Source organism: Streptomyces sp. NPDC041968 (assembly GCF_055589025.1).
In genome coordinates, this window is sequence record NZ_JBVJCB010000014.1 from 115,145 (window position 1) to 133,638 (window position 18,494).

Here is an 18,494-nt window from a genome sequence, read left to right on the forward strand (position 1 = left end):
CAAATCCTCTCTGGGACCCATGCGCAAACGGCCAGGGTGTGGACGACGGCTGAGTGATGTCCGGGTCGGTACCGAGGGCGAACGGCCACAGCTGCTTCTCTCGCGCGGACCGTCTCTTGACCTGGAGCGCGCTCCAGATCCGAGGATGGGCGGCATGAAGAGCACTGACCCTCACATCGTCCTCGGAACAATGGACTTCGGCACCCGCGTCGACCCCGACCGGGCCTTCGCGATCCTTGATTCCTTCGTCGCGGGCGGCGGTGTCTGGCTCGACACCGCGAACTGTTACTCCTTCTGGGCCGACCCCAGCGGCGTCGGCGGGGCCAGTGAGCGCCTCATCGGCGCGTGGCTCCAGGCCCGTCCGGGCGTGCGCGACTCGGTGCGGATCGCGACGAAGGTCCGGCACAACCCGCTCGTTCCGCACTCCTGGCCGGAAAGCGCCGAAGGGCTCTCGGCCCGCGCCGTCCACGTCGGCGTGCAGGAGAGCCTGGGACGCCTGGGAGTCGACCACGTCGATCTGCTCTGGGCCCATGCCGAGGACCGCACCGTGCCGCTGGAGGAGACGGTCGGCGCTTTCGGTGAACTGGTCGCGAAGGGAGTGGCCCTGCGGGTCGGAGCGGCGAACCACGCCGCCTGGCGCGTCGAGCGCGCCCGGTCACTCGCGCGGGAGCAGCGCGTGGAACCGTGGACGGCCCTGCAACTGCGCCACTCACTCGTCCAACCGCGGCCGCTCACTCCCCTCGCTGAGGCCGGCCACCGCATGCTCGCCGCCGAGGACCTGGATCTCGCGCGCTCGGAAGGGCTCGCCGTGTGGTCGTACACCTCGTTGATGTGGGGTTCCTACGAGCGCGCGGACAAGCCACTTCCGCGAACCTATGATCACCCTGGGACCACCCGGGTGCTCGCGGTACTGGACGACATCGCCGACGAACTCTCGACCACGAGGAACCAGGTCGTCCTGGCGTGGCTGCTGCGGCAGGGAATCGATCCCATCGTCGGCGTGAGCAGGGTGGAGCAGATCGAACAGGCACTCGCCGCACGCCGTGTGCGACTCAGCGACGATCACCTGGCGCGCTTCGTCGAAGCACGTTAGGGACAAGGACCCAAGGAGCCCCATGACCGCCCTGGCCCCAGCAGCGGCTGCCGACCGCACCGGTGTCTCCATCGACACGCTGCGCTACTACGAGCGCGAAGGGCTCATCGGCCCGATCCGGCGTTCCGTCGGCGGGCGCAGAGAGTACACCGAGGACGACCTCTTCTGGATCGGCCTGGTCACCTGTTTCCGAGAGGCGGGACTCGGCATCGCGGACCTGCGGGGGTTCGTCTCCCTCCTGCGCGCCGAGCACCCTGCGCAGGAGCGGGTGGCCTTCCTCCGCGAGCGCCGTGCGACCCTGGAGCAACGGGTGGCAGCCCTGCGCCGGGCGATGGAGGTCCTCGACGAGAAGATCGCCTACTACAGCTGAGCGGGAGCTCCGTCGACGTACTCGACGGCGCTGGGTCCTCAAGCGCAGCGTCTGGTGGCTCTTCGACGTACCGCAGGCTCAGCCGTTGCTTCGAGCGCAGCCGGGCGCGCTGTTCGCCAAGGGGCGTAGGCGGCTGGTCAAGCCGGGCGGACTAGGGATCGTCTTCAAAGATCAGAGCCAGAGCAGGATCGAGGTGGTGGTGACGGTGGCCTGGTAGGACTCCCGAGTCTTGTCGTAGCGGGTGGCCAGGCCCCGCCACTGCTTGAGCCGGTTGAAGCAGCGTTCGACGACGTTGCGGAGATGGTGGGTCTGTCGGTCGAATCCGATGGGTCGGCCGCAACGTGAGAAGAGCGAAGCCGAGGGGGCGGCCCCGGCCGTCACAGGCGAGGTGGATCTTGGTGCTCAGTCCTCCACGGGATCGGCCGAGGGAGTGATCACCCGCTTCGTCCGGATCGATCGCCCCCTTTGGCCGCCCACAGCGTGCTGGTGAGCGCGAACCACTGTCGAGTCCACCGACACCAGCCAGTCGGAGCCGCGTGATAGATCTGTCGCGTGGCCACATTCCAAGACTTCAACTTCAAGCTTGTCGTGATCGACGTGCTCATGTACGAGAAGGCTCTCCTCACGCCTGCCTTCGATCCCGGTGCCCGCATGCGGGAGCGGGGCATCGACTTACCCGCGGTGTACGTGTTGGAGAACGACATCGACGACGAGGTCCTCGACGAGTCGCGCACCTTCTTCGAGGAACTGGAGATCGGCGACGAGCTCCTGGCCGAAGTCGAGACGCTCTGCTTCGACGCCGGGCAGGAGATCTACCGGCACTGCGCCCCGGCCTGGGGCGGCGAGGACGACCTCTTCGACATCCGCTCTCTCGACGACCTCGCGTTGCTGCCGAATCTGAAGCGCGTCACTGCCGTGGACGACGGCACGCTGGTCGCACGGGGCAAGTGGGAGATTTTCGCGGCCCGCGGCGTCGAGGCGAGCTGAGAGGTGGGTGGGGGAGTGACCAGGGGACGAGGGGAAGGCATGAGGTGTGCGTACTGCCGGCGTGAGGTCGTGTGCCGGCAGTCGGCGCTCGGCGGTCCCCCCTGCCTGGGGCAGATCCACGTGCACAGCAACGACGAGGTTTGCTTCCCCGAGCAGGGGGCGGCGAGCTCACGCGCCTGGCCGCCCGGCGGGTGCGGCTGCAAGGCCCCGGAGTTGAAGGCATTCACGACGGACCCGCCTCCTCCGCCTCCTCCGCCCCCGCCGCCTAGGGCCGGCACGGGACAACTGGCCGAGGCCGGCAGGGCGTTCCTCGGCCTCGCACCGGGCGCGGGGGCGAACGTCGTCGAGCTGGCGGGCGGCGCGGGCGTGTGCGTAGTACAGGCTGGACGTGGTGGCGGCAAGGTGTACGTCGCACCGGACCGGACCGTCCTGTTCGTCCCGTCCTCCATGGACTTCGACACGGGGCTCGCGGCCTTCCTCGGCGGCGCACGCAGCCCCGCGAGGGGGGTTTGACGACAGGCCCTAACTTGATCTTTAACCTACTGTGCTGTGCGCCAGGACAGTAGGTCGGTTGCTGGTGATATCTGTAAGGCGTGGAAGACGGGATCCCACGTGCGAGAGCCCTGCTGGGTGCCGCCTTCGCGGCAGAGTCCCGTCGTCGGCCGCTGGGCTGGCATCTGTTGGATGAGTCCTCAGCTGTTCGACGGCACCACCGTACGCAAGCCCGGCCGACCCTTCCCGCTTGTGGAGGATTGGCAGTGGGAGTACGACTACGACGACAACGCCCCCCACTCGTCGCCACTACATGAGACCTACCAGCACGGCTCGGTGCTACTGGGCAGTGATCAACTCGGCGATTACTGGACGTTGGTGGTGACTGGCCCGCAACGCCGCCAGGTGTGGTTGCTCAGAGACGGATGCGCCGCACCCTATTCTTCGTCCGGAAAACCTGGAGTCGGCTTCCTGGGCTGGGTGAGGGACTGACACCTCGGGCAGGGCTGGTGGCGCTCCGAGTAACCCCAGCGTCTCCATCGGACCCTCGTAGGTCTTGGCCAAGCTCCGTAGCGCGGGCGCCCTCACCTGCTCCCGGGCGGCAGCGGAAGCGGCTGAAGGGGCAGGTCGCGTCCGGGGTGCCAGCGCGCGACGACGCGCTCACCGGCCACGGGCGCCGCGCGGCGACGTGGGGCCCTGCCGGCGGGCTTCCCCTTTAGGTGACCGACGACAGGGCCCTTCCCGGTACCGGCGCGGTCAGGAGTGGGACTCCCGGTGGGCGCGGACGAGGTCGGCGTACCGCCTGCCACTGGTCTTGATGGTGCGGGCCTGGGTCGCGTAGTCGACGTGGACGAGGCCGAAACGCTTGTCGTAGCCGTAGGCCCACTCGAAGTTGTCGAGCAGGGACCAGGCGTAGTAGCCGGCCAGGGGTGCGCCCTTGCGGACCGCCCGGGCGCAGGCGGCCACGTGCTGTTCCAGGTAGCGGGCCCGGTCGGGGTCATGGACCTCGCCGTCGGGGCGGACGGTGTCCGCGAACGCGGAGCCGTTCTCGGTGACGTACAGCTTGCGTACCCCGTAGTCGTCGGTCAGGCGCAGCAGCAGGGCCTCCAGGCCGCCGGCGTCGATCTGCCAGTCCATGTCGGTGCGCGGTACGTCGGGCAGCCGGACCTCACGCGCGTACGGGACGGGTCCCTGCGGGTCGTCGGTGACGGTGGCCGGGAAGTAGTAGTTGAGGCCGTGCCAGTCGAGGGGCGCGGCGATCGTGTCCAGGTCGCCGGGGCGTTCGGGCAGTTCCACGCCGTACAGCTCGCGCATGTCGGTGGGGAAGCCGCGGCCGTAGACCGGGTCGAGCCACCAGCGGTTGGTGTGACCGTCCATGCGGGTGGCCGCCGCGAGGTCCTCCGGACGGGTCGAGGCGGCCTCGATGGTGGAGTGGTTGGTGACCAGGCCCACCTGCGCGCCCGGTGCCGCCGCCCGGACCGCCTGGGTGGCGAGGCCGTGTGCGAGGAGCAGGTGGTAAGAGGCGTGTACGGCGGCGGTCAGGTCGGTCAGGCCGGGTGCCATCCGGCCCTCCAGGTGGCCGATCCAGCCGGAGCACAGGGGTTCGTTCAGCGTGGCCCACTGGGTGACGCGGTCGCCGAGGCGGCCGGCCACGACGGAGGCGTATGCGGCGAGGTGTTCCGCGGTCTCGCGCACGGTCCAGCCGCCGCGGTCCTGCAGCGTCTGCGGGAGGTCCCAGTGGTAGAGGGTGACGTTGGGGGTGATCCCCGCGTCGAGGAGGCCGTCGACGAGCCGGTCGTAGAAGTCGAGTCCGGCCCCGTTGACCGGCCCGTCACCGCCGGGCACGACCCGGGGCCAGGCGATGGACAGGCGGTAGGCGTCGGCGCCGAGCCGCTTCATCAGGGCGATGTCCTCGGGCCACCGGTGGTAGTGGTCGCAGGCCACGTCGCCGTGGTCGTTGTTGTCGATCTTCCCCGGGGTGTGGGAGAAGGTGTCCCAGATCGACGGTGCCCGGCCGTCCTCGGCGACGGCGCCCTCGATCTGGTAGGCGGAGGTGGCCGTGCCCCAGGTGAAGTCGGCGGGGAAGGCGGCGAGGTCAGGCGAATCGGACACAGAGGGCCTCTCTGAGGTGGGCGGGTGGTGTGCGGCGGGGGTCGTGGTCCGGGCGGCTATTTGACGGCGCCGGCGGTGAGGCCGGTGACGAGGTAGCGCTGGAGGAGCAGGAAGCCGGCGACGACGGGCAGGCTGACGACGAGTGAGGCGGCCATGACCTGGTTCCAGTACACGTCGTTCTGGGTGGAGTAGCCCTGGAGACCTACCGCGAGCGTGCGGGTGGTTTCGTTGGTCATGACCGAGGCGAAGAGCACCTCGCCCCAGGCCGTCATGAAGGCGTAGACGGCGACGGCGACGATGCCGGGGATCGCGGCGGGCACGATGACCCGGAAGAGGGCGCCGAGCGGTCCGCAGCCGTCCACCTTGGCCGCCTCGTCGAGGTCCCTGGGCACGGAGTCGAAGTAGCCGATCAGCATCCAGATGGAGAACGGCAGCGAGAAGGTGAGGTAGGTGAGGATGAGGCCGCCGCGGGAACCGAAGAGGGCGATGCCGGTGGCGTTGCCGATGTTGACGTAGATGAGGAACAGCGGCAGCAGGAACAGGATGCCGGGGAACATCTGGGTCGACAGCACGGTCACCGTGAAGACGCGCTTGCCGCGGAAGGAGTACCGGCTGACCGCGTAGGCCGCGAACACGGCGATGGTGACGGAGCAGACCGTGGCCGCGCCCGCCACGATCAGCGAGTTCATGAAGTAGTCGGCGAGCGGGACCGTCTCCCAGATGTCGAAGTACGGGCGGACGGTGAGGCCCGAGGGGAACCACTCGAACTTGCCCGACACGTCCTCCAGCGGCTTCAGCGAGCTGGAGATCATCACGTAGACCGGCAGCAGGACGAAGACCGTGAGGAGGGTCAGGAAGACACGGCGGCTCCACAGGAAGGACCGCGGGGCCGCCATCGGGGAGCGGGGCCGGCGGGCGGTGGGGCTAGACATCGGAGGCCTTCCTTCCTCGGGAGGTGAACCAGAGGTACGCACCCGTCACCACGAGCAGGAACAGGAGCAGCAGGACCGACATCGCGGAGCCCGTTCCGAAGTTCCAGGTCTGGAACGAGGACTGGTAGATGTGGATGGAGATCAGGTCCGCGGCTTCCGGTGCGGCCTTGCCGAACAGGACGAAGGGGGTGTTGAAGTCGTTGAAGGTCCACAGGAACAGCACCAGGACCAGGACCTGGTTGACGGGGCGCAGGGCCGGCAGGGTGATGCGGCGGATCTGCTGCCAGACTCCCGCGCCGTCCAGTGCCGCGGCCTCGTAGATGTCCTTAGGGATGTTCTGCAGGCCGGCCATGATGATGAGGAAGGCGAAGGGCCAGCCCTTCCACACCGAGACGACCAGCAGCGCGATGAAGCTGTTGTCACCGATCAGCCAGAACGGGGCGCTGTCGGTGAGTCCGAGCTGGTCGTGCAGTACGTGGTTCACCAGTCCGTTGTCCCGCTGGAACATGAACGACCAGGTGATGACGGCGGCGTAGACGGGCAGCGCGTACGGGACGAGGAAGACCGTGCGCAGGAAGCCCCGGCCGCGGAACGACTCCTGCAGGAAGATCGCGGCGGCGACACCCAGCAGCCAGCACAGGCCGACGGAGAGAACCGTGAACAGGCAGGTGGTGAAGAAGGAGTTGAGCAGCGCCTCGCCCACGGGGGCGTCGAAGTCGACCGACAGCTTGTAGTTGTCGAGACCGGCCCAGGGCGCGGTGCCCCAGTCGCGGATGTAGAACTGGGTCAGCTCCTTGAAGCTGACGACGATGCCGATCACCATCGGCACCAGGTGGACCAGTAGTTCGAGGAGGATCGCGGGGAACAGGAGCAGATACGGCAGTCCGATGCGGCGCAGCCGCCCGGAGCGGCGCTTGCGCGGCGCCGCTCCGGGGTCGTCCTTGCGTGCCGTCCGCTCGCCTGCGTCGAGGTCAGCGGTCGTAGTCATGTGGGTGTCCGCACTCACTTCTTGGGCATCTGCTGCTGGGCCTTCTCGAGCTTGGCCCGCACTGACTCGGTGGTCACCGCACGGCCGGCGGCGGCGTCGGCGAAGAGTTCCTTGACGGCGGTGCCGACGACGGTCTCGAACTGCGACTCCTCGGGGACCTGCGGCAGCGCGGCGGCACTGGTGGCGAGGGTCTCCCGGAGCACGGTGAGGGCCGGACCGTTGAAGGCCTCGTCCTGCTGGGCCGCCTTGACCGGCGGGATGGAGCCGTAGGCCTTGTTGAGGACGACCTGCTCCTCGTCGCTGGTCATGAACTTCACGAACTTCTTGGCGCCGTCGATGTTCTTGGTGTTCTTGAAGACGGCCATGTTGATGCCCGCGACCATGGAGTTGGTGGCCTTGCCCGGGCCGGGCTCGCCGGACTGCACGGGAGCGGGCGCGACGCCCCACTCGTCGTCGTTCATACCCTGCGCCTTGAAGGTGGCCGACGCGGTCTGCCACAGCACCATGGCCGTCTTGTCCTTGGCGAAGTCGCTCAGGGACTGGTTCTGCGCGTACTCGGCGTTGCCGGGCGCGACGATCTTGTCCTTGGCCATCAGGTCGACGTACTGCTTGACCGCCGCCACGGCCCCGTCGGACGTGAAGTCGGCCTTGCCGTCGGCGGTGAAGAAGTCCGCGCCGTGCTGCTTGCCGAGCACGAAGACCTGGTGGATGTTGTTCGACAGGTTGGAGCCCTCGGCGCCGAGGCCCCACTTGCCGTCCTTGGAGAGCTTGCGGCCGGTCTCGGCCAGCTCGTCCCAGGTCGCCGGCGGCTTCTCGATGCCCGCGTCGGCGAACATCTTCTTGTTGTAGTAGAGCGCGTAGGCCATGGAGTAGAGCGGGACGGCGGCCGGGTCCTGGCCCTGTACGCCGGTGGAACCGAGCGCGGACTCCACGAAGCGGTCCCTGCCGCCGATCGCCTCGAAGTTCTTCGCGTCCCAGGACAGGAGGGCGCCGCTGGACTGGAGTGAGGCGCTCCAGGTGTTGCCGATGTTCAGGACGTCGGGGCCCTGGCCGGAGGTGGTGGCGGTGAGGATGCGGTTGAGGAGGTCCGCCCAGGGCACGACCTCCAGCTTCACCTTGATGCCGGTCTCCTTCTCGAACTTGTCGAGTTCCGGCTGGAGGACCTTCTTGTCGACCTCGAGGTTGGCGCCCTGGTTGGAGGCCCAGTAGGTGAGGGTCTTCGGCTGCTCGTTGGAGCCCTCCGAACCGGACGATCCCCCGCCGCAGGCAGCCAGGGTGAGGGCGAACGAGAGGGTGACGGCGCCGACGGCTGCGGCTCTGATTCTGCGCATGACTCCAGAGGCCTTCCGGAAAGTGACGGGGTCGCCCGCGGAGGGGTGCGGAGCGTCGCCCCACGGTCCCTGAAATCCCCCACGGCTTAATTTAGGATGTGAGTTAAACCTCATGTGAAGGTCGCGTCAAGGGCCTTACCGCATGTAAGTTGCGGTGAGGAGTATCGGACGAGGGGGCGAGGTTGAGAGTGCGCAGCGGCCGTACAGTGCGTGACCTGCGGCGGGAGAATCGCACCGCGGTATTGCAACGGTTGTATTTCGACGGGCCGCTCAGCAGGTTCTCCCTGGGACCGGCCACCGGGCTCAGTTCCGGCTCGGTGAGCAACGTGGTCTCCGAGCTGGTCGCCGAGGGACTGGTGGAGGAGGCCGGAAGCATCGACTCCGCCGGCGGCCGTCCCCGCACGCTGCTGCGCATCAGCGCGCGCAGCGGCTACATGATCGGCGTGGACATCGGCGAGACCCGGGTGCGGATCGAACTCTTCGACCTCGCCCTGACCGAGTTGGCCCGGGTCGAGAGGCCGTTGGAGGCCACGGGCCCGCGCCGCGTCGACCGCTACGACATCGGCCTCGTCATGACGCACCTTCGCGACGGCATCCCCGAGGTCCTGGCCGAGGCCGGCATCGCGACGGAGCGGCTGCTCGGCGTCGGGATCGGGGTGCCGGGAATCGTCGCCAGGACCGCCGAGGACGGTGCGGTGGTGCACGGCCAGACGATCGGCTGGGACGCCGTCCCGCTGGAGCGGTTGCTGCGCGAGTCCCGGATCCTGCCCGACACCGTGCCGTACTACATCGACAACGGGGCCAAGACGCTCGGCCAGGCGGAGATGTGGTTCGGCGCCGGCCGCGGCGCGCAGAGCGCGGCGGTGGTGCTCTTCGGCTCCGGAGTCGGCGCCTGCGTCGTCGGGGACGACATGCGACCGGGCCGAGCCGTGGAATGGGGGCACCTGACGGTGCGCGTACGCGGGCGCCGGTGCCGCTGCGGCGCCCAGGGCTGCCTGGAGGCGTACGCGGGTGCGGAGGCCCTGCTCCAGCGCTGGGCGGAGGCGGGCGGGCGGCCGCCCGCGGGCGTGGACGAGGAGACCGCGCTCACCGCGATGCTCGCGGCCGCCTACCCGGAACCCTGCGCGTCCGGGACCGGCCCGGAACCCGACGCCACGGCGCTGGCCGTCCTGGAGGAGACCGCCGAATACCTCGGTGCGGGGTTCTCCGACCTGATCAACCTCTTCCAGCCCGAACGCATCCTGGTCGGCGGCTGGGCCGGACTGCAGCTCGGCCGGCGCTTCCTGGACGCGGTGACGGCCCACGCCACCTCCTACGCCCTGACGTATCCCGCCGCCCGTGTCCGCATCGACCTCGGCACCCTGGGGCCGGACGCCGTCACCGTGGGAGCCGCCATCCTGCCGCTCGCCGACTTCTTCGCCCGGGGTGGCCGGCCGGAGCAGGCCGAGCCGGTGGAACAGGACCCGGCGTGGCGGACCGCGCTGAGGGAGCGGTCGGTGCAGTGAGCGGCGCCGTGTCGCCGGCTGCCTCCCGCCGGCCGCGACCCGACCGCCGACCGCCACCACTCGCCGCCCACAGGCACCCGCCGCCCGCCATCCGCAACCACCCACCGCCCGCCCACAAGCACCCGCGCAAGCAGAAGCCGTCTGCGCGTGTCACAGCCTCCGCGCGCGAGCAGCGACCGTGTTCGTGCGTCACGGCCTCCGTCGCACCCCTCGCTCCAGGCGCCGCAGCGCCGGGCGCCGCACGGCCCCGACCCCGCGCCGCAACCCCGGGCGAGGCGGGGCCCCGCCCGTCACGGGCCGCTGACCGTGACCGTCCCCTCCCACCGCACGTCCCCCACCGACCTGCCCACCATCAGACGGTAGGGACCGGGCTCCGTCACCCAGCCCTGGTCCGCCTCCGACCAGTGCCGTAGCGCTCTCGGGCCCACCACCACCTCGGTGCTCGCGGTCCCGCCCGCTTCCGCGCGCACCGCCGCGTGACCGGCGAACCAGCGCACGGGACGCTCCACCGCCGATCCGGGGCGAGCCAGGTAGACCTGTACGACCTCGCGCCCGGCGCGCTCACCGGAGTTGCGAACCTCCACCCGCACCGTGAACGGCTCGTCGGCCAGGACGCGCGCCGGAGCCTCCACGCCCGCGTACTCCCACGTCGTGTAGCCGAGCCCGTGGCCGAACCAGTAGGCGGGCTCGCGACCGGACCGCAGCCACGCCCGGTGGCCGATGTGCAGGCCCTCGGTGTACTCCAGTCGGCCGTCGACCGGCCGGGTACGCGTGACGGGGGCGTCCGCCAGGGACGCCGCCCAGGTCGTGGGCAGCCGGCCGCCGGGCTCTGCGAAGCCGAACAGGACGTCGGCCAGGCCGCCACCGGCCTCCTGTCCCGGGAACCAGATGAGCAGCACGGCGCCCACCTCGTCGCGCCAGGGCAGCTCGACCGGTCCGCCGCTGTTGACCACCACCACCGTGCGGCGATTCGCGGCGGCCACCGCGCGGACCAGCCCGTCCTGGACCTCGCCCAGCGACAGCCCGGCCCGGTCGTACCCTTCGGTCTCGCTGTGCTCGGTGGTGCCGACGACCACGATCGCGGCATCGGCGTCGCCGGCCGCCCGCACGGCGTCCTCCAGCGCGGTCGCCGGGTCCGGCTCCGGCGGCGCGGCGGTGACGACGGTGGCGCGCCCTCGGCCGGGCACCAGTTCGCGCCGCGCCACCACGTGCACGGGCCGTTTGGTGGCGAGTACCGTGCGCGCCGTGTGCACGGGCGGGTTGACGTGGACGACGGCCGGGTCGTCCGTGTCACCGGGGAACTCCCCGTCCACCAGCACGCGGTCGTCGACGGTGAGCGTCATGCGCCCGAATCCCGCGACGCCGAAGGTCCATTTCCCGGCCTGCCGGGGACGCAGCACCGCCGCGATCTCCACCGTGTGGGCGCCCGGCGGCAGGGCCGGCTCCAGTTGCCGGCCCGAGAGCCGGTGCTCGGCGAAGAGTTCCCGCCCCGCCGCGTCCAGCACCCGCAGGAGCACGCCGGGGGTGCCCGAGCGCGGGTCGCCGCAGTCGTCGGTGCCGAGGGGAGCGGGCGGGGATCCCGGCGCGGGGCCGGGTGCGTACACCACCTCGGCCCGGCCCCGCAGTCGCGCTCGGATGCCCGCCAGCGGAGTGACCACGTCGGAGCAGAACACACCCGCGCTGCCCCCGCCCTGGACGCGCGGCAACGCGGCGTGCACGCCGACGACGGCGACGGTGGACACCTCGGCGGGGTCGAGCGGGAGGACGGCGTCGTTGCGCAGCAGCACACAACCGGCACTGACGGCGCGGCGCAGTAGCGCCCGGGTGTCGCGGGACGTCACTGCGGGCGCCCTGCGCGGGCGACGTGGTTCCAGCGCGCCCACGCGGGCGGCGAGCCGGAGCAGCCGACGTACCTTCTCGTCGACCGCCTCCTCGGCGACCTGCCCGTCCTTCACCGCTCGTACCAGGGCGACACCCCAGGGGCTCTCCGGCCCCGGCATCGCCAGGTCGAGGGCGGCACGGCCGGTCTCCTCGGTGGTGCGTACGGCGGCCCAGTCGGAGACGGCGACACCGTCGAACCCCCACTCCTCCTTGAGGGGTTCCGCCAGGAGCGGGCTGGCCGTCATCGTGGTGCCGCCGACGGCGTTGTAGCCCGCCATGACCAGCCACACCCCGGCCTCGACGGCCGCCTCGAAGGGCGCGAGGTACACCTCCCGCAGGGTGCGGTCACCGGCCCGGACGTCGACGGTGAGCCGGTCGGTCTCGGAGTCGTTGCCGACGTAGTGCTTGGCGGTGGCCGCCACACCGTGCGCCTGGATGCCCCGGATGAGTGCGGCCCCGGTACGGCCGGTCAGTTCCGGGTCCTCCGAGAAGCACTCGAAGTGCCGGCCGCCCAGCGGACTGCGGTGCAGGTTGAGCGTGGGGGCGAGGACCACGTCGACGCCCTTGCGGCGGGCCTCGGCGGCGAGCAGGCCGCCGAGCCGCTCGACCAGTCCCTCGTCCCACATCGCGCCCAGGGCGGAGGCGGAGGGCAGCAGGGCCGAGGTGCGCCGCTCGTCCCATGCCTCGCCGCGCACCCCGGCGGGTCCGTCCGAGGTCACCATCTCCCGCAGACCGACGGCGTCCTCGCCTGCGGTGCGCCAGGTCGTCGCGCCGGTGAGCAGGCGCACCTTCTGTTCGAGGCTCAGCCTGCCGATGAGCCGATCCAGTGCCCCGTCGTCCATGTCCGCCCCGCTTCCTGCCCTTCCCTCACTGGGAGAGCGCTCTCCCAACCGTCCGACGTGCACCTCACCCCCGTCAAGTCCTCCCGTGCCGAGGGGGGCGGAGGCGTTCGGGCAGGCGGAAGGGGCCCGGCGGCACCCGCACCGTGGGGTGTCGCCGGGCCCTGGAGGCCGGACGGGTCAGGGCAGCCGGTGGTCCGCGTTCAGCACGGCACCGCGCTCCGGGTGGTTCTGGTCGTAGCCGCGGGTGTCGCACTGGAGACCGCCCACGATGCAGTGGTCGACCAGCGCCTTGAGGGTCCTCTCCTCCCACGCGTTGAAGAAGTCGTAGTGGAAGGAGTAGCCCCGTCCACTGGCCAGTCGGACGTCGCTCATGTCGCCGTTGACCGGGAAGGCCATCTTGAACTCGATCATCGGCAGGGCGACGGGATGGGACGCCGGGCACATGTTGTCGTTGGTGCCGGGTTTGACGACCGGGTAGGCCATGTGGCTCTGGTGGTCGGGGGTGTCGAGGTACTTGCCGTCCCAGCAACTGGGGGCCTGGAAGCGGATGTTGAGCTGGACGTCGGGCCGGCTCGGACAGCTCGCCGGGATGTCGACGTTGAAGAAGCTGTCACCGCACTCCCAGCCCTCGACGAACCCCTTGTGGGCGCGGAACTGCTGGGCGCTCTGCATGGGGTTGCCGACGACGTACCGCAGTCCCCTGGGGAAGGGCCGCACGCTGGTGTAGTCGGTGACACCGGACTTGTAGTAGATGACCTGGGGTCCGACGGGGAGGATCTTCCTGTCCCCCTTGTACAGGGACGGCATCCAGTACGCGGAGGCGTCGGCCGGTGCGAGGCAGGTGGTGGCGCCGCCGTAGAGGCTCGCCGTGGTACTGCCCGCGTTCGTCGTCCTGTTGCCCATGAAGGTGTGGTCGTGGGACTTGCCCGGCTGCCCCGGGTAGACGATCGGGTCGTCCGGCGCGGTGTGCGTGACCGAGCAGTTGGCCTGGAACTCCTTGTGGTAGCGCGGCGGCGGGGTGGCTTGGGAGGGGGTCACGCCGGTGACCTGGGGGACGGCCGGTATGTAGCCGTCGCCGTCGGGATCGTCGGCGGACGCCCCGGTCGACACCGCCATGGCGTGTCCGGTGTGGGCGCCGGCCGAGACGGCCGGAGCGCTGTCCGGACCGGCCGCCGCGGCGACGGTGCCGACGCCCAGCACACTGGCCAGCAGTGCGGTGCCGAGCAGCAGCGCGGGGAGTTTCGAACGTGGTCTCATGGGGCCTCCTGCCCGCCGAGGTACCGAGTGGGGGTGGTGCGTAGGGCGCCGACGGGCGCCCTACGCCGTCGGTCAGCTGTAGATGCCGAACTCGTGCAGCGAGTAGCCCCAGCCGGTGCCACGCGCCGCCAGGTGCAGTCGCACGTACCGCGCGGTCGCCGTGACGTCGATGGTGTCGATGTCACCGTTGCCGGCGGTGGTGGTGTGGACCGTGCGCCAGGAGGTGCCGTTGTCCGAGACCTGCACCTCGTAGGACTTGGCGTAGGCGGGGTCCCAGACGAGTTGGAGCCTGCGGACGGGAGTGGCGGCGCCGAGGTCCACCTGGATCCACTGCGGGTCGCTCCAGTCACTGGCCCAGCGGGTGTCCGTCCTCCCGTCGGTCGCCTTGGTCGGCTCGCACGGGCAGTCGCCGTAGGACTGCTGGTAGGAGGACGCGGTCGTGGGCCTGTTCAGCGCCACGTTCGTGCCGGGGACGGGTGGGGCGACGACCTTGACCGACTTGGTCTCGATGCCGGCGTTGCCGCGGCCGTCCTCGGCCTGGATGTACACCTTCCACACGCCGAGCTTCTCCGGGGCCGTCACCGCGAAGGTGCCGTTGCCGGTGGCGCGCCACTGGGCCTCGACCAGGCGCTTGTCGCCGTTGGCGTAGTTCCCGCTGAGGAAGATCTTGTACTCGACCGCGTCGCCGTCGGGGTCCCGGACGTCGGCGCGGACGGTGAACTCACCGCCCGCCGGCGCGGACGAGGCGGGGCTCACGGCCATGTTCGAGATGACCGGCGGGGTGTTGTCGCCGGTGGTCGAGCCGGTGTAGGCCCGCTTGACCGCGTAGTAGGACAGCCGCTTCAGCCCGTCGGGCAGGAGGTTGAACCAGACGCCGCCGAAGTCGTGCTCGACGCCGTAGTGGAAGAGGGTGGCTCCGAGGGCGACGCCCCGATGGCCGGTGACGCAGTCCCAGGCCTTGGAGTACCCCTCGGCCTTCTGCACGTCGGTCGGCTCGTCGGGGATGCCGTTGGCGTCGTCAGGCACCTCCCACTCGCCGGCGGGTCCGCCCTCGGTGATGATGTACGGCTTGGTGTAGCCGCCTTCCTCCCAGTCCTCCTGGACACCGCAGATGTCGCCGTAGGAGTTCATCGAGTACAGGTCGAGGTCGGGCGCGTTGCGCTTGTAGTAGGGCCAGGCTCCGGTCCAGGCGTCGGTGGAGGTGACGGGGTGGTCGGGGTCGATGCTGTGGATCTTCTTGGCCACGTCGTTGACGAAGCCGGTGTAGGCGTTGCGCTGTGCCTCCAGCTCCGCGCCGCTGTAGCAGTTCTGCAGACCGAGCACCGACTCGTTGCCGACGTTCCACATGAGGGTCGCCGGGTGGCTCTTGTACGCCTCCACCCACTTGGCGAACTCGGTGAGCATGTTGTTCTTGTACGTGGTGTCGGTCACGTAGTTGACGCAGCCGCCGGAGCCGGGGCCGCCGCCCGGTTGCAGCCAGAAGCCGTTGACGACACGGACGCCGTTGGCCGCGGCGCTGTCGAGCAGCGGCTTGGTGCCGCCGTCGGTTCCCCAGGTGCGAATCGTGTTGACGCCCATGGACTTCACGTCGGGCATGTACTTCGGGGCGTCGCCGATGGCGGGGCCCCAGGTGAGACCCTTGACCGTGTACGGCTGGCCGCCGACGGTCAGTTGCCAGTTCCCCTGGGATCCCGTGACCTCGACCGCCCCTCCGCCGACGGGAGGCGTGCCGTCGGTGCTCCCGTACACCTGGAACTCCCAGAGGGAGTAGCCGTAGCCACCGGACCGTTCGGTGCCCAGCATGCGCACGTACCGGCCGGCCCCGGAGACCGCGATCTCGTCCGTGCCTCCGTCGCCGCCGGTGACGGTCTTCAGGGTCCGCCAGTCCGTGCCGTTGTCGGAAGCCTGGATCTGGTAGCTCTTGCCGTACGCGCCCTCCCAGGTCAGCACGGTCCGGCTGAGGTCGGCGCGCTGCCCGAGGTCGACCTGGAACCACTGCGGATCGCTCCACTGGCTGGCCCAGCGGGTGCCGGTGAGGTTGCCGTCGACAGCCGCCGAGGCGGCGTACCCGCCGCCTTCCTGGGATGACGCGGTGGCCGGCTTGCCCTGGGAGAGCAGGGCTTCCGCGGCCTGGGCGGGCGGGGCTGCCACGGCGAGCGTCGACGCCACCAGCGCGCCGAGGGCGAGCAGGGGTACGCCGGCGCGACCGGCTGGTCTGCGGTACGAGAGGGCTGTGGACACATCTGCTCCTGGCGGGTTGGGGAAGGCCGACGGGGCGGGGCGGCGGGGGCACCGCCCGGAGTCCCTCCGGGCCGGGGCGCGGGGACGAGTTCCGGCCCGGAGGGAAGTGGTGGCCGGGGGACGGCCGGTCAGGGGAAGGAGACGAGGGTGGACGGCACGGTCGTCGTGCCGGCCGGGACCGTGGAGGCACCGGTGTCGTTGATGACGTGGTTGTAGTGGCCCATGCCGCCGAGGGAGACCACGAGGAGGCTGTGGAACTTCACTCCCGGTTTGACGGGGGTCTTGAAGCCGTGGTCCTGGCGGATGTTCGGGTCGACGTTGTAGTTGCAGTAGCTGCCCAGGCCCCAGGCCTCGTGGGTGTCGACGGAGTCGTCGACGCGGTAGGCGGCGTACCCCTTCGTCGCCCCGTTCTGGATGGCGGCCTGGTTCGGGGCGTCGTACGCCTTCTCGTTCTGGTAGAAGATCGTCCGGCCGCGTTCGCCGTACCACTCGACGTCGTACTTGTTGAAGTGCTCGACGAACAGTCCGGTGGCCAGGACGTCGTCACCGTTGACGCGGACGCCGTAGTCGGCCCGGTTGGTCTCCCAGCCGACGCCCTCGCCGTGGTCGGCGCGCCAGACCCAGGTGTGGTCGATGATCGTGTCGTGGCTGTTGACCACCATGCTGGTGGTGGCCTTGCCGGCGCCCGCGCCGCCGATGCGGATGTAGACGTCCTGCACGGTGGTCGGGTTGGCGGCGTGGTCGGTGGTGGCGCCCTGGTGGCCGATCTCCAGGAGGGTCGGGGAGTTGACCGGGCCGGCGTCGATGAGGAAGCCGGCGAGCTTCACGCCGTCCACGTCGGCGACCTTCATCGCGGTCACCCCGTTGTCGGGGATGATCGTGGCGAGCCCGAGGCCCAGCACCACGGTGTTCGCGCGATTGACGTTGATGGTCTGGTCGACGTGGTAGACGCCCGGGGTGAAGAGCAGGTGCAGGCCCTGGGCGAGGGCGGCGTTGATGGTGGCGGCCGTGGCGCCGGGCTTGACGACGTAGAACCTGCTCAGCGGGATCGACTCGCCCTGCGGGGTGCCGTTCGCCCAGGTGGTGCCGCGGGCGTTGGTGCGCTTGGCGGGGGCGAAGACCTTGTACTCGTTGCCGTCGAGGTAGAGGAAGGGCTTCTCGCGGGAGATCGGCGTCGTGGCGAGCGTGGTGTAGCGGGGCTCGGGGAAGCTGGTGGCGGGCGCGCCCTCGACACCGGAGAAGACCTGGTTCCAGACGCTGTTGGACCAGCCTCCGATGGAACTGTCGCGGGTGTACCACTGCTGCTGCGAGTAGTTGCCGATCTGGCCGTCGATCTTGCTGTCGGCGATGTAGCCGCCGCTGGCCCAGCCGTAGCCGTTGGGGGCGAGGTTGAGGCCACCCTTGACGTGCATCCGGCGGAAGGACGCCGCCTGGGAGACCGCCCACCGGTTGGTGCCGTTGACCGGGCTCACGGCGAGGTTCTCCGCGCCTCGCCAGAAGTTCTGGGTGGCGTTGCCGTTGAACCAGCCGGCGTCGACGGTGATGTCACCGTTGATCGTCGTGTCGTCGGGGCGCAGGCCGAGGCCGGCGATCTGGGTGTAGAAGCCGATCTGGGCGTTGAGGTTGTTGTAGGTGCCGGGCTTGAACAGGAAGGCGTGCCGGCCGGAGCCGAACTGCGCGGACTCCTGCTCCCGGAAGACCTGGTCCAGCTTGGCCTGGATGCCGGGTGTGGACGGGTCGAAGACGTGCACGTTCGGGCCCAGGTCGCCGCCGCCCGGGATGACCGGTCCCGGGTCGTCGCCGGTCGTGCCGTAGACCTTGAACTCCCAGAGGGAGTAGCCGTATCCGGTGGCCCGGGCGGTGCCGAGCATGCGGACGTAGCGGGCCGTGCCGGAGACGTTGACGGTCTCCACGCCGCCGGCGCCGGTGGTGGTGGAGTAGGCCGTCGACCAGTCGGTGCCGTTCTGGGACGTCTCGATCCGGTAGGACTTGGCGTAGGCGGCCTCCCAGCGCAGCTCGACCTGGCTGAGGGCGGCGGGGGCGCCGAGGTCGACGCGGAGCCACTGCGGGTCGGCGGCCGCGCTGGACCAGCGGGTCCCGTTGTCCCCGTCGACGGCCGCGGTCGCCGGGGTGCCGTAGTGCTCCTGGCTGGAGGCGGTGACGGGTTTGCCCTGGGAGAGCAGCACGGGCGCGGCCTGGGCCTGGGTGGCGGGGACGAAGGCGAGAAGTGTGGCGGCCAGTGCGGTGACCAGCACTCCGACGAGACCGCGGCGGCCGGGTCTGCGGGACATCAGGGCCGCGGGGCGGCGACCGGGTCTGCGTGGCTCCGGCGCGGCTGGGGGTATGCCGACTGCGGGCATGTGGGGCTCCTCGAAATGGGCAACATGGGAGAGCGCTCTCCGGCACCTTGCCCGCCGTGTCAGATTCGGTCAAGGAGTCTGACACGACTTTTCTTTAGGCTTG

General features: G+C 70.3%; 14 protein-coding genes and 1 pseudogene. 6 read left to right on the top strand and 9 right to left on the bottom strand.

Annotated elements, in window-relative coordinates:
* Positions 1-154 precede the first annotated feature (154 nt).
* The 3 genes from ACZ6EG_RS29540 (at position 155) to ACZ6EG_RS29550 (ending at position 1,680) form a co-directional block, all read left to right on the top strand.
* Positions 155-1,093: an aldo/keto reductase gene (locus ACZ6EG_RS29540; RefSeq protein WP_469609055.1), complete on the top strand. Its 939-nt coding sequence runs from the start codon at positions 155-157 to the stop codon at positions 1,091-1,093.
* A 22-nt stretch (positions 1,094-1,115) separates the two neighbouring features.
* Positions 1,116-1,463 (top strand): MerR family transcriptional regulator, encoded by a 348-nt coding sequence (locus ACZ6EG_RS29545; RefSeq protein ID WP_391971511.1) that lies wholly within the window; start codon positions 1,116-1,118, stop codon positions 1,461-1,463.
* A gap of 85 nt (positions 1,464-1,548) precedes the next feature.
* A complete protein-coding gene (locus ACZ6EG_RS29550) occupies positions 1,549-1,680 on the top strand; it encodes a hypothetical protein (protein ID WP_469609058.1) in 132 nt (43 codons plus the stop codon).
* On the opposite strand, the pseudogene ACZ6EG_RS29555 reads toward ACZ6EG_RS29550, so the two are convergent.
* Positions 1,635-2,033: pseudogene (locus tag ACZ6EG_RS29555) on the bottom strand (transposase family protein); the annotation flags it as partial. The gene ACZ6EG_RS29550 and the pseudogene ACZ6EG_RS29555 sit on opposite strands and share 46 nt — an antisense overlap.
* Here ACZ6EG_RS29555 and ACZ6EG_RS29560 point away from each other — a divergent pair.
* Positions 2,016-2,450 carry a DUF6892 domain-containing protein gene (locus ACZ6EG_RS29560; protein WP_469609060.1) on the top strand — a complete coding sequence of 145 codons (435 nt, stop codon included), beginning with the start codon at positions 2,016-2,018 and terminating at the stop codon, positions 2,448-2,450. The pseudogene ACZ6EG_RS29555 and the gene ACZ6EG_RS29560 sit on opposite strands and share 18 nt — an antisense overlap.
* Positions 2,451-3,134: 684 nt before the next feature.
* A complete protein-coding gene (locus ACZ6EG_RS29565) occupies positions 3,135-3,434 on the top strand; it encodes a hypothetical protein (RefSeq protein WP_469609063.1) in 300 nt (99 codons plus the stop codon).
* A gap of 264 nt (positions 3,435-3,698) precedes the next feature.
* Here ACZ6EG_RS29565 and ACZ6EG_RS29570 read toward each other — a convergent pair whose 3' ends face one another.
* From ACZ6EG_RS29570 to ACZ6EG_RS29585, 4 genes are read right to left on the bottom strand one after another with little or no spacing between them, the layout of a single operon-like run.
* Positions 3,699-5,054: a GH1 family beta-glucosidase gene (locus ACZ6EG_RS29570; RefSeq protein ID WP_469609065.1), complete on the bottom strand. Its 1,356-nt coding sequence runs from the start codon at positions 5,052-5,054 to the stop codon at positions 3,699-3,701.
* 56 nt (positions 5,055-5,110) lie between these two features.
* The gene (locus tag ACZ6EG_RS29575; RefSeq protein ID WP_391971608.1) at positions 5,111-5,950 is read right to left on the bottom strand and encodes a carbohydrate ABC transporter permease; all 840 of its coding nucleotides are present in this window, start codon (positions 5,948-5,950) and stop codon (positions 5,111-5,113) included.
* Positions 5,951-5,978: 28 nt separating this feature from the next.
* Positions 5,979-6,974 carry a carbohydrate ABC transporter permease gene (locus tag ACZ6EG_RS29580; protein ID WP_469609068.1) on the bottom strand — a complete coding sequence of 332 codons (996 nt, stop codon included), beginning with the start codon at positions 6,972-6,974 and terminating at the stop codon, positions 5,979-5,981.
* A 14-nt stretch (positions 6,975-6,988) separates the two neighbouring features.
* The gene (locus ACZ6EG_RS29585; RefSeq protein WP_391971505.1) at positions 6,989-8,305 is read right to left on the bottom strand and encodes an ABC transporter substrate-binding protein; all 1,317 of its coding nucleotides are present in this window, start codon (positions 8,303-8,305) and stop codon (positions 6,989-6,991) included.
* Positions 8,306-8,487: 182 nt separating this feature from the next.
* Here ACZ6EG_RS29585 and ACZ6EG_RS29590 point away from each other — a divergent pair, with 182 nt between their 5' ends.
* A complete protein-coding gene (locus tag ACZ6EG_RS29590) occupies positions 8,488-9,810 on the top strand; it encodes an ROK family protein (RefSeq protein ID WP_469609070.1) in 1,323 nt (440 codons plus the stop codon).
* A gap of 290 nt (positions 9,811-10,100) precedes the next feature.
* Here ACZ6EG_RS29590 and ACZ6EG_RS29595 read toward each other — a convergent pair whose 3' ends face one another.
* The 4 genes from ACZ6EG_RS29595 to ACZ6EG_RS29610 all read right to left on the bottom strand — a co-directional run bounded on the left by ACZ6EG_RS29595 (position 10,101) and on the right by ACZ6EG_RS29610 (position 18,391).
* Positions 10,101-12,533: a beta-glucosidase gene (locus tag ACZ6EG_RS29595; RefSeq protein ID WP_391971503.1), complete on the bottom strand. Its 2,433-nt coding sequence runs from the start codon at positions 12,531-12,533 to the stop codon at positions 10,101-10,103.
* Between the two features lie 177 nt (positions 12,534-12,710).
* On the bottom strand, positions 12,711-13,790 hold the full coding sequence (locus tag ACZ6EG_RS29600) for a DUF1996 domain-containing protein (RefSeq protein WP_391971502.1): 1,080 nt from the start codon (positions 13,788-13,790) through the stop codon (positions 12,711-12,713).
* A gap of 72 nt (positions 13,791-13,862) precedes the next feature.
* A complete protein-coding gene (locus tag ACZ6EG_RS29605) occupies positions 13,863-16,031 on the bottom strand; it encodes a discoidin domain-containing protein (RefSeq protein WP_469609074.1) in 2,169 nt (722 codons plus the stop codon).
* Positions 16,032-16,159: 128 nt separating this feature from the next.
* Positions 16,160-18,391: a discoidin domain-containing protein gene (locus ACZ6EG_RS29610; RefSeq protein WP_391971500.1), complete on the bottom strand. Its 2,232-nt coding sequence runs from the start codon at positions 18,389-18,391 to the stop codon at positions 16,160-16,162.
* Positions 18,392-18,494: the final 103 nt, after the last annotated feature.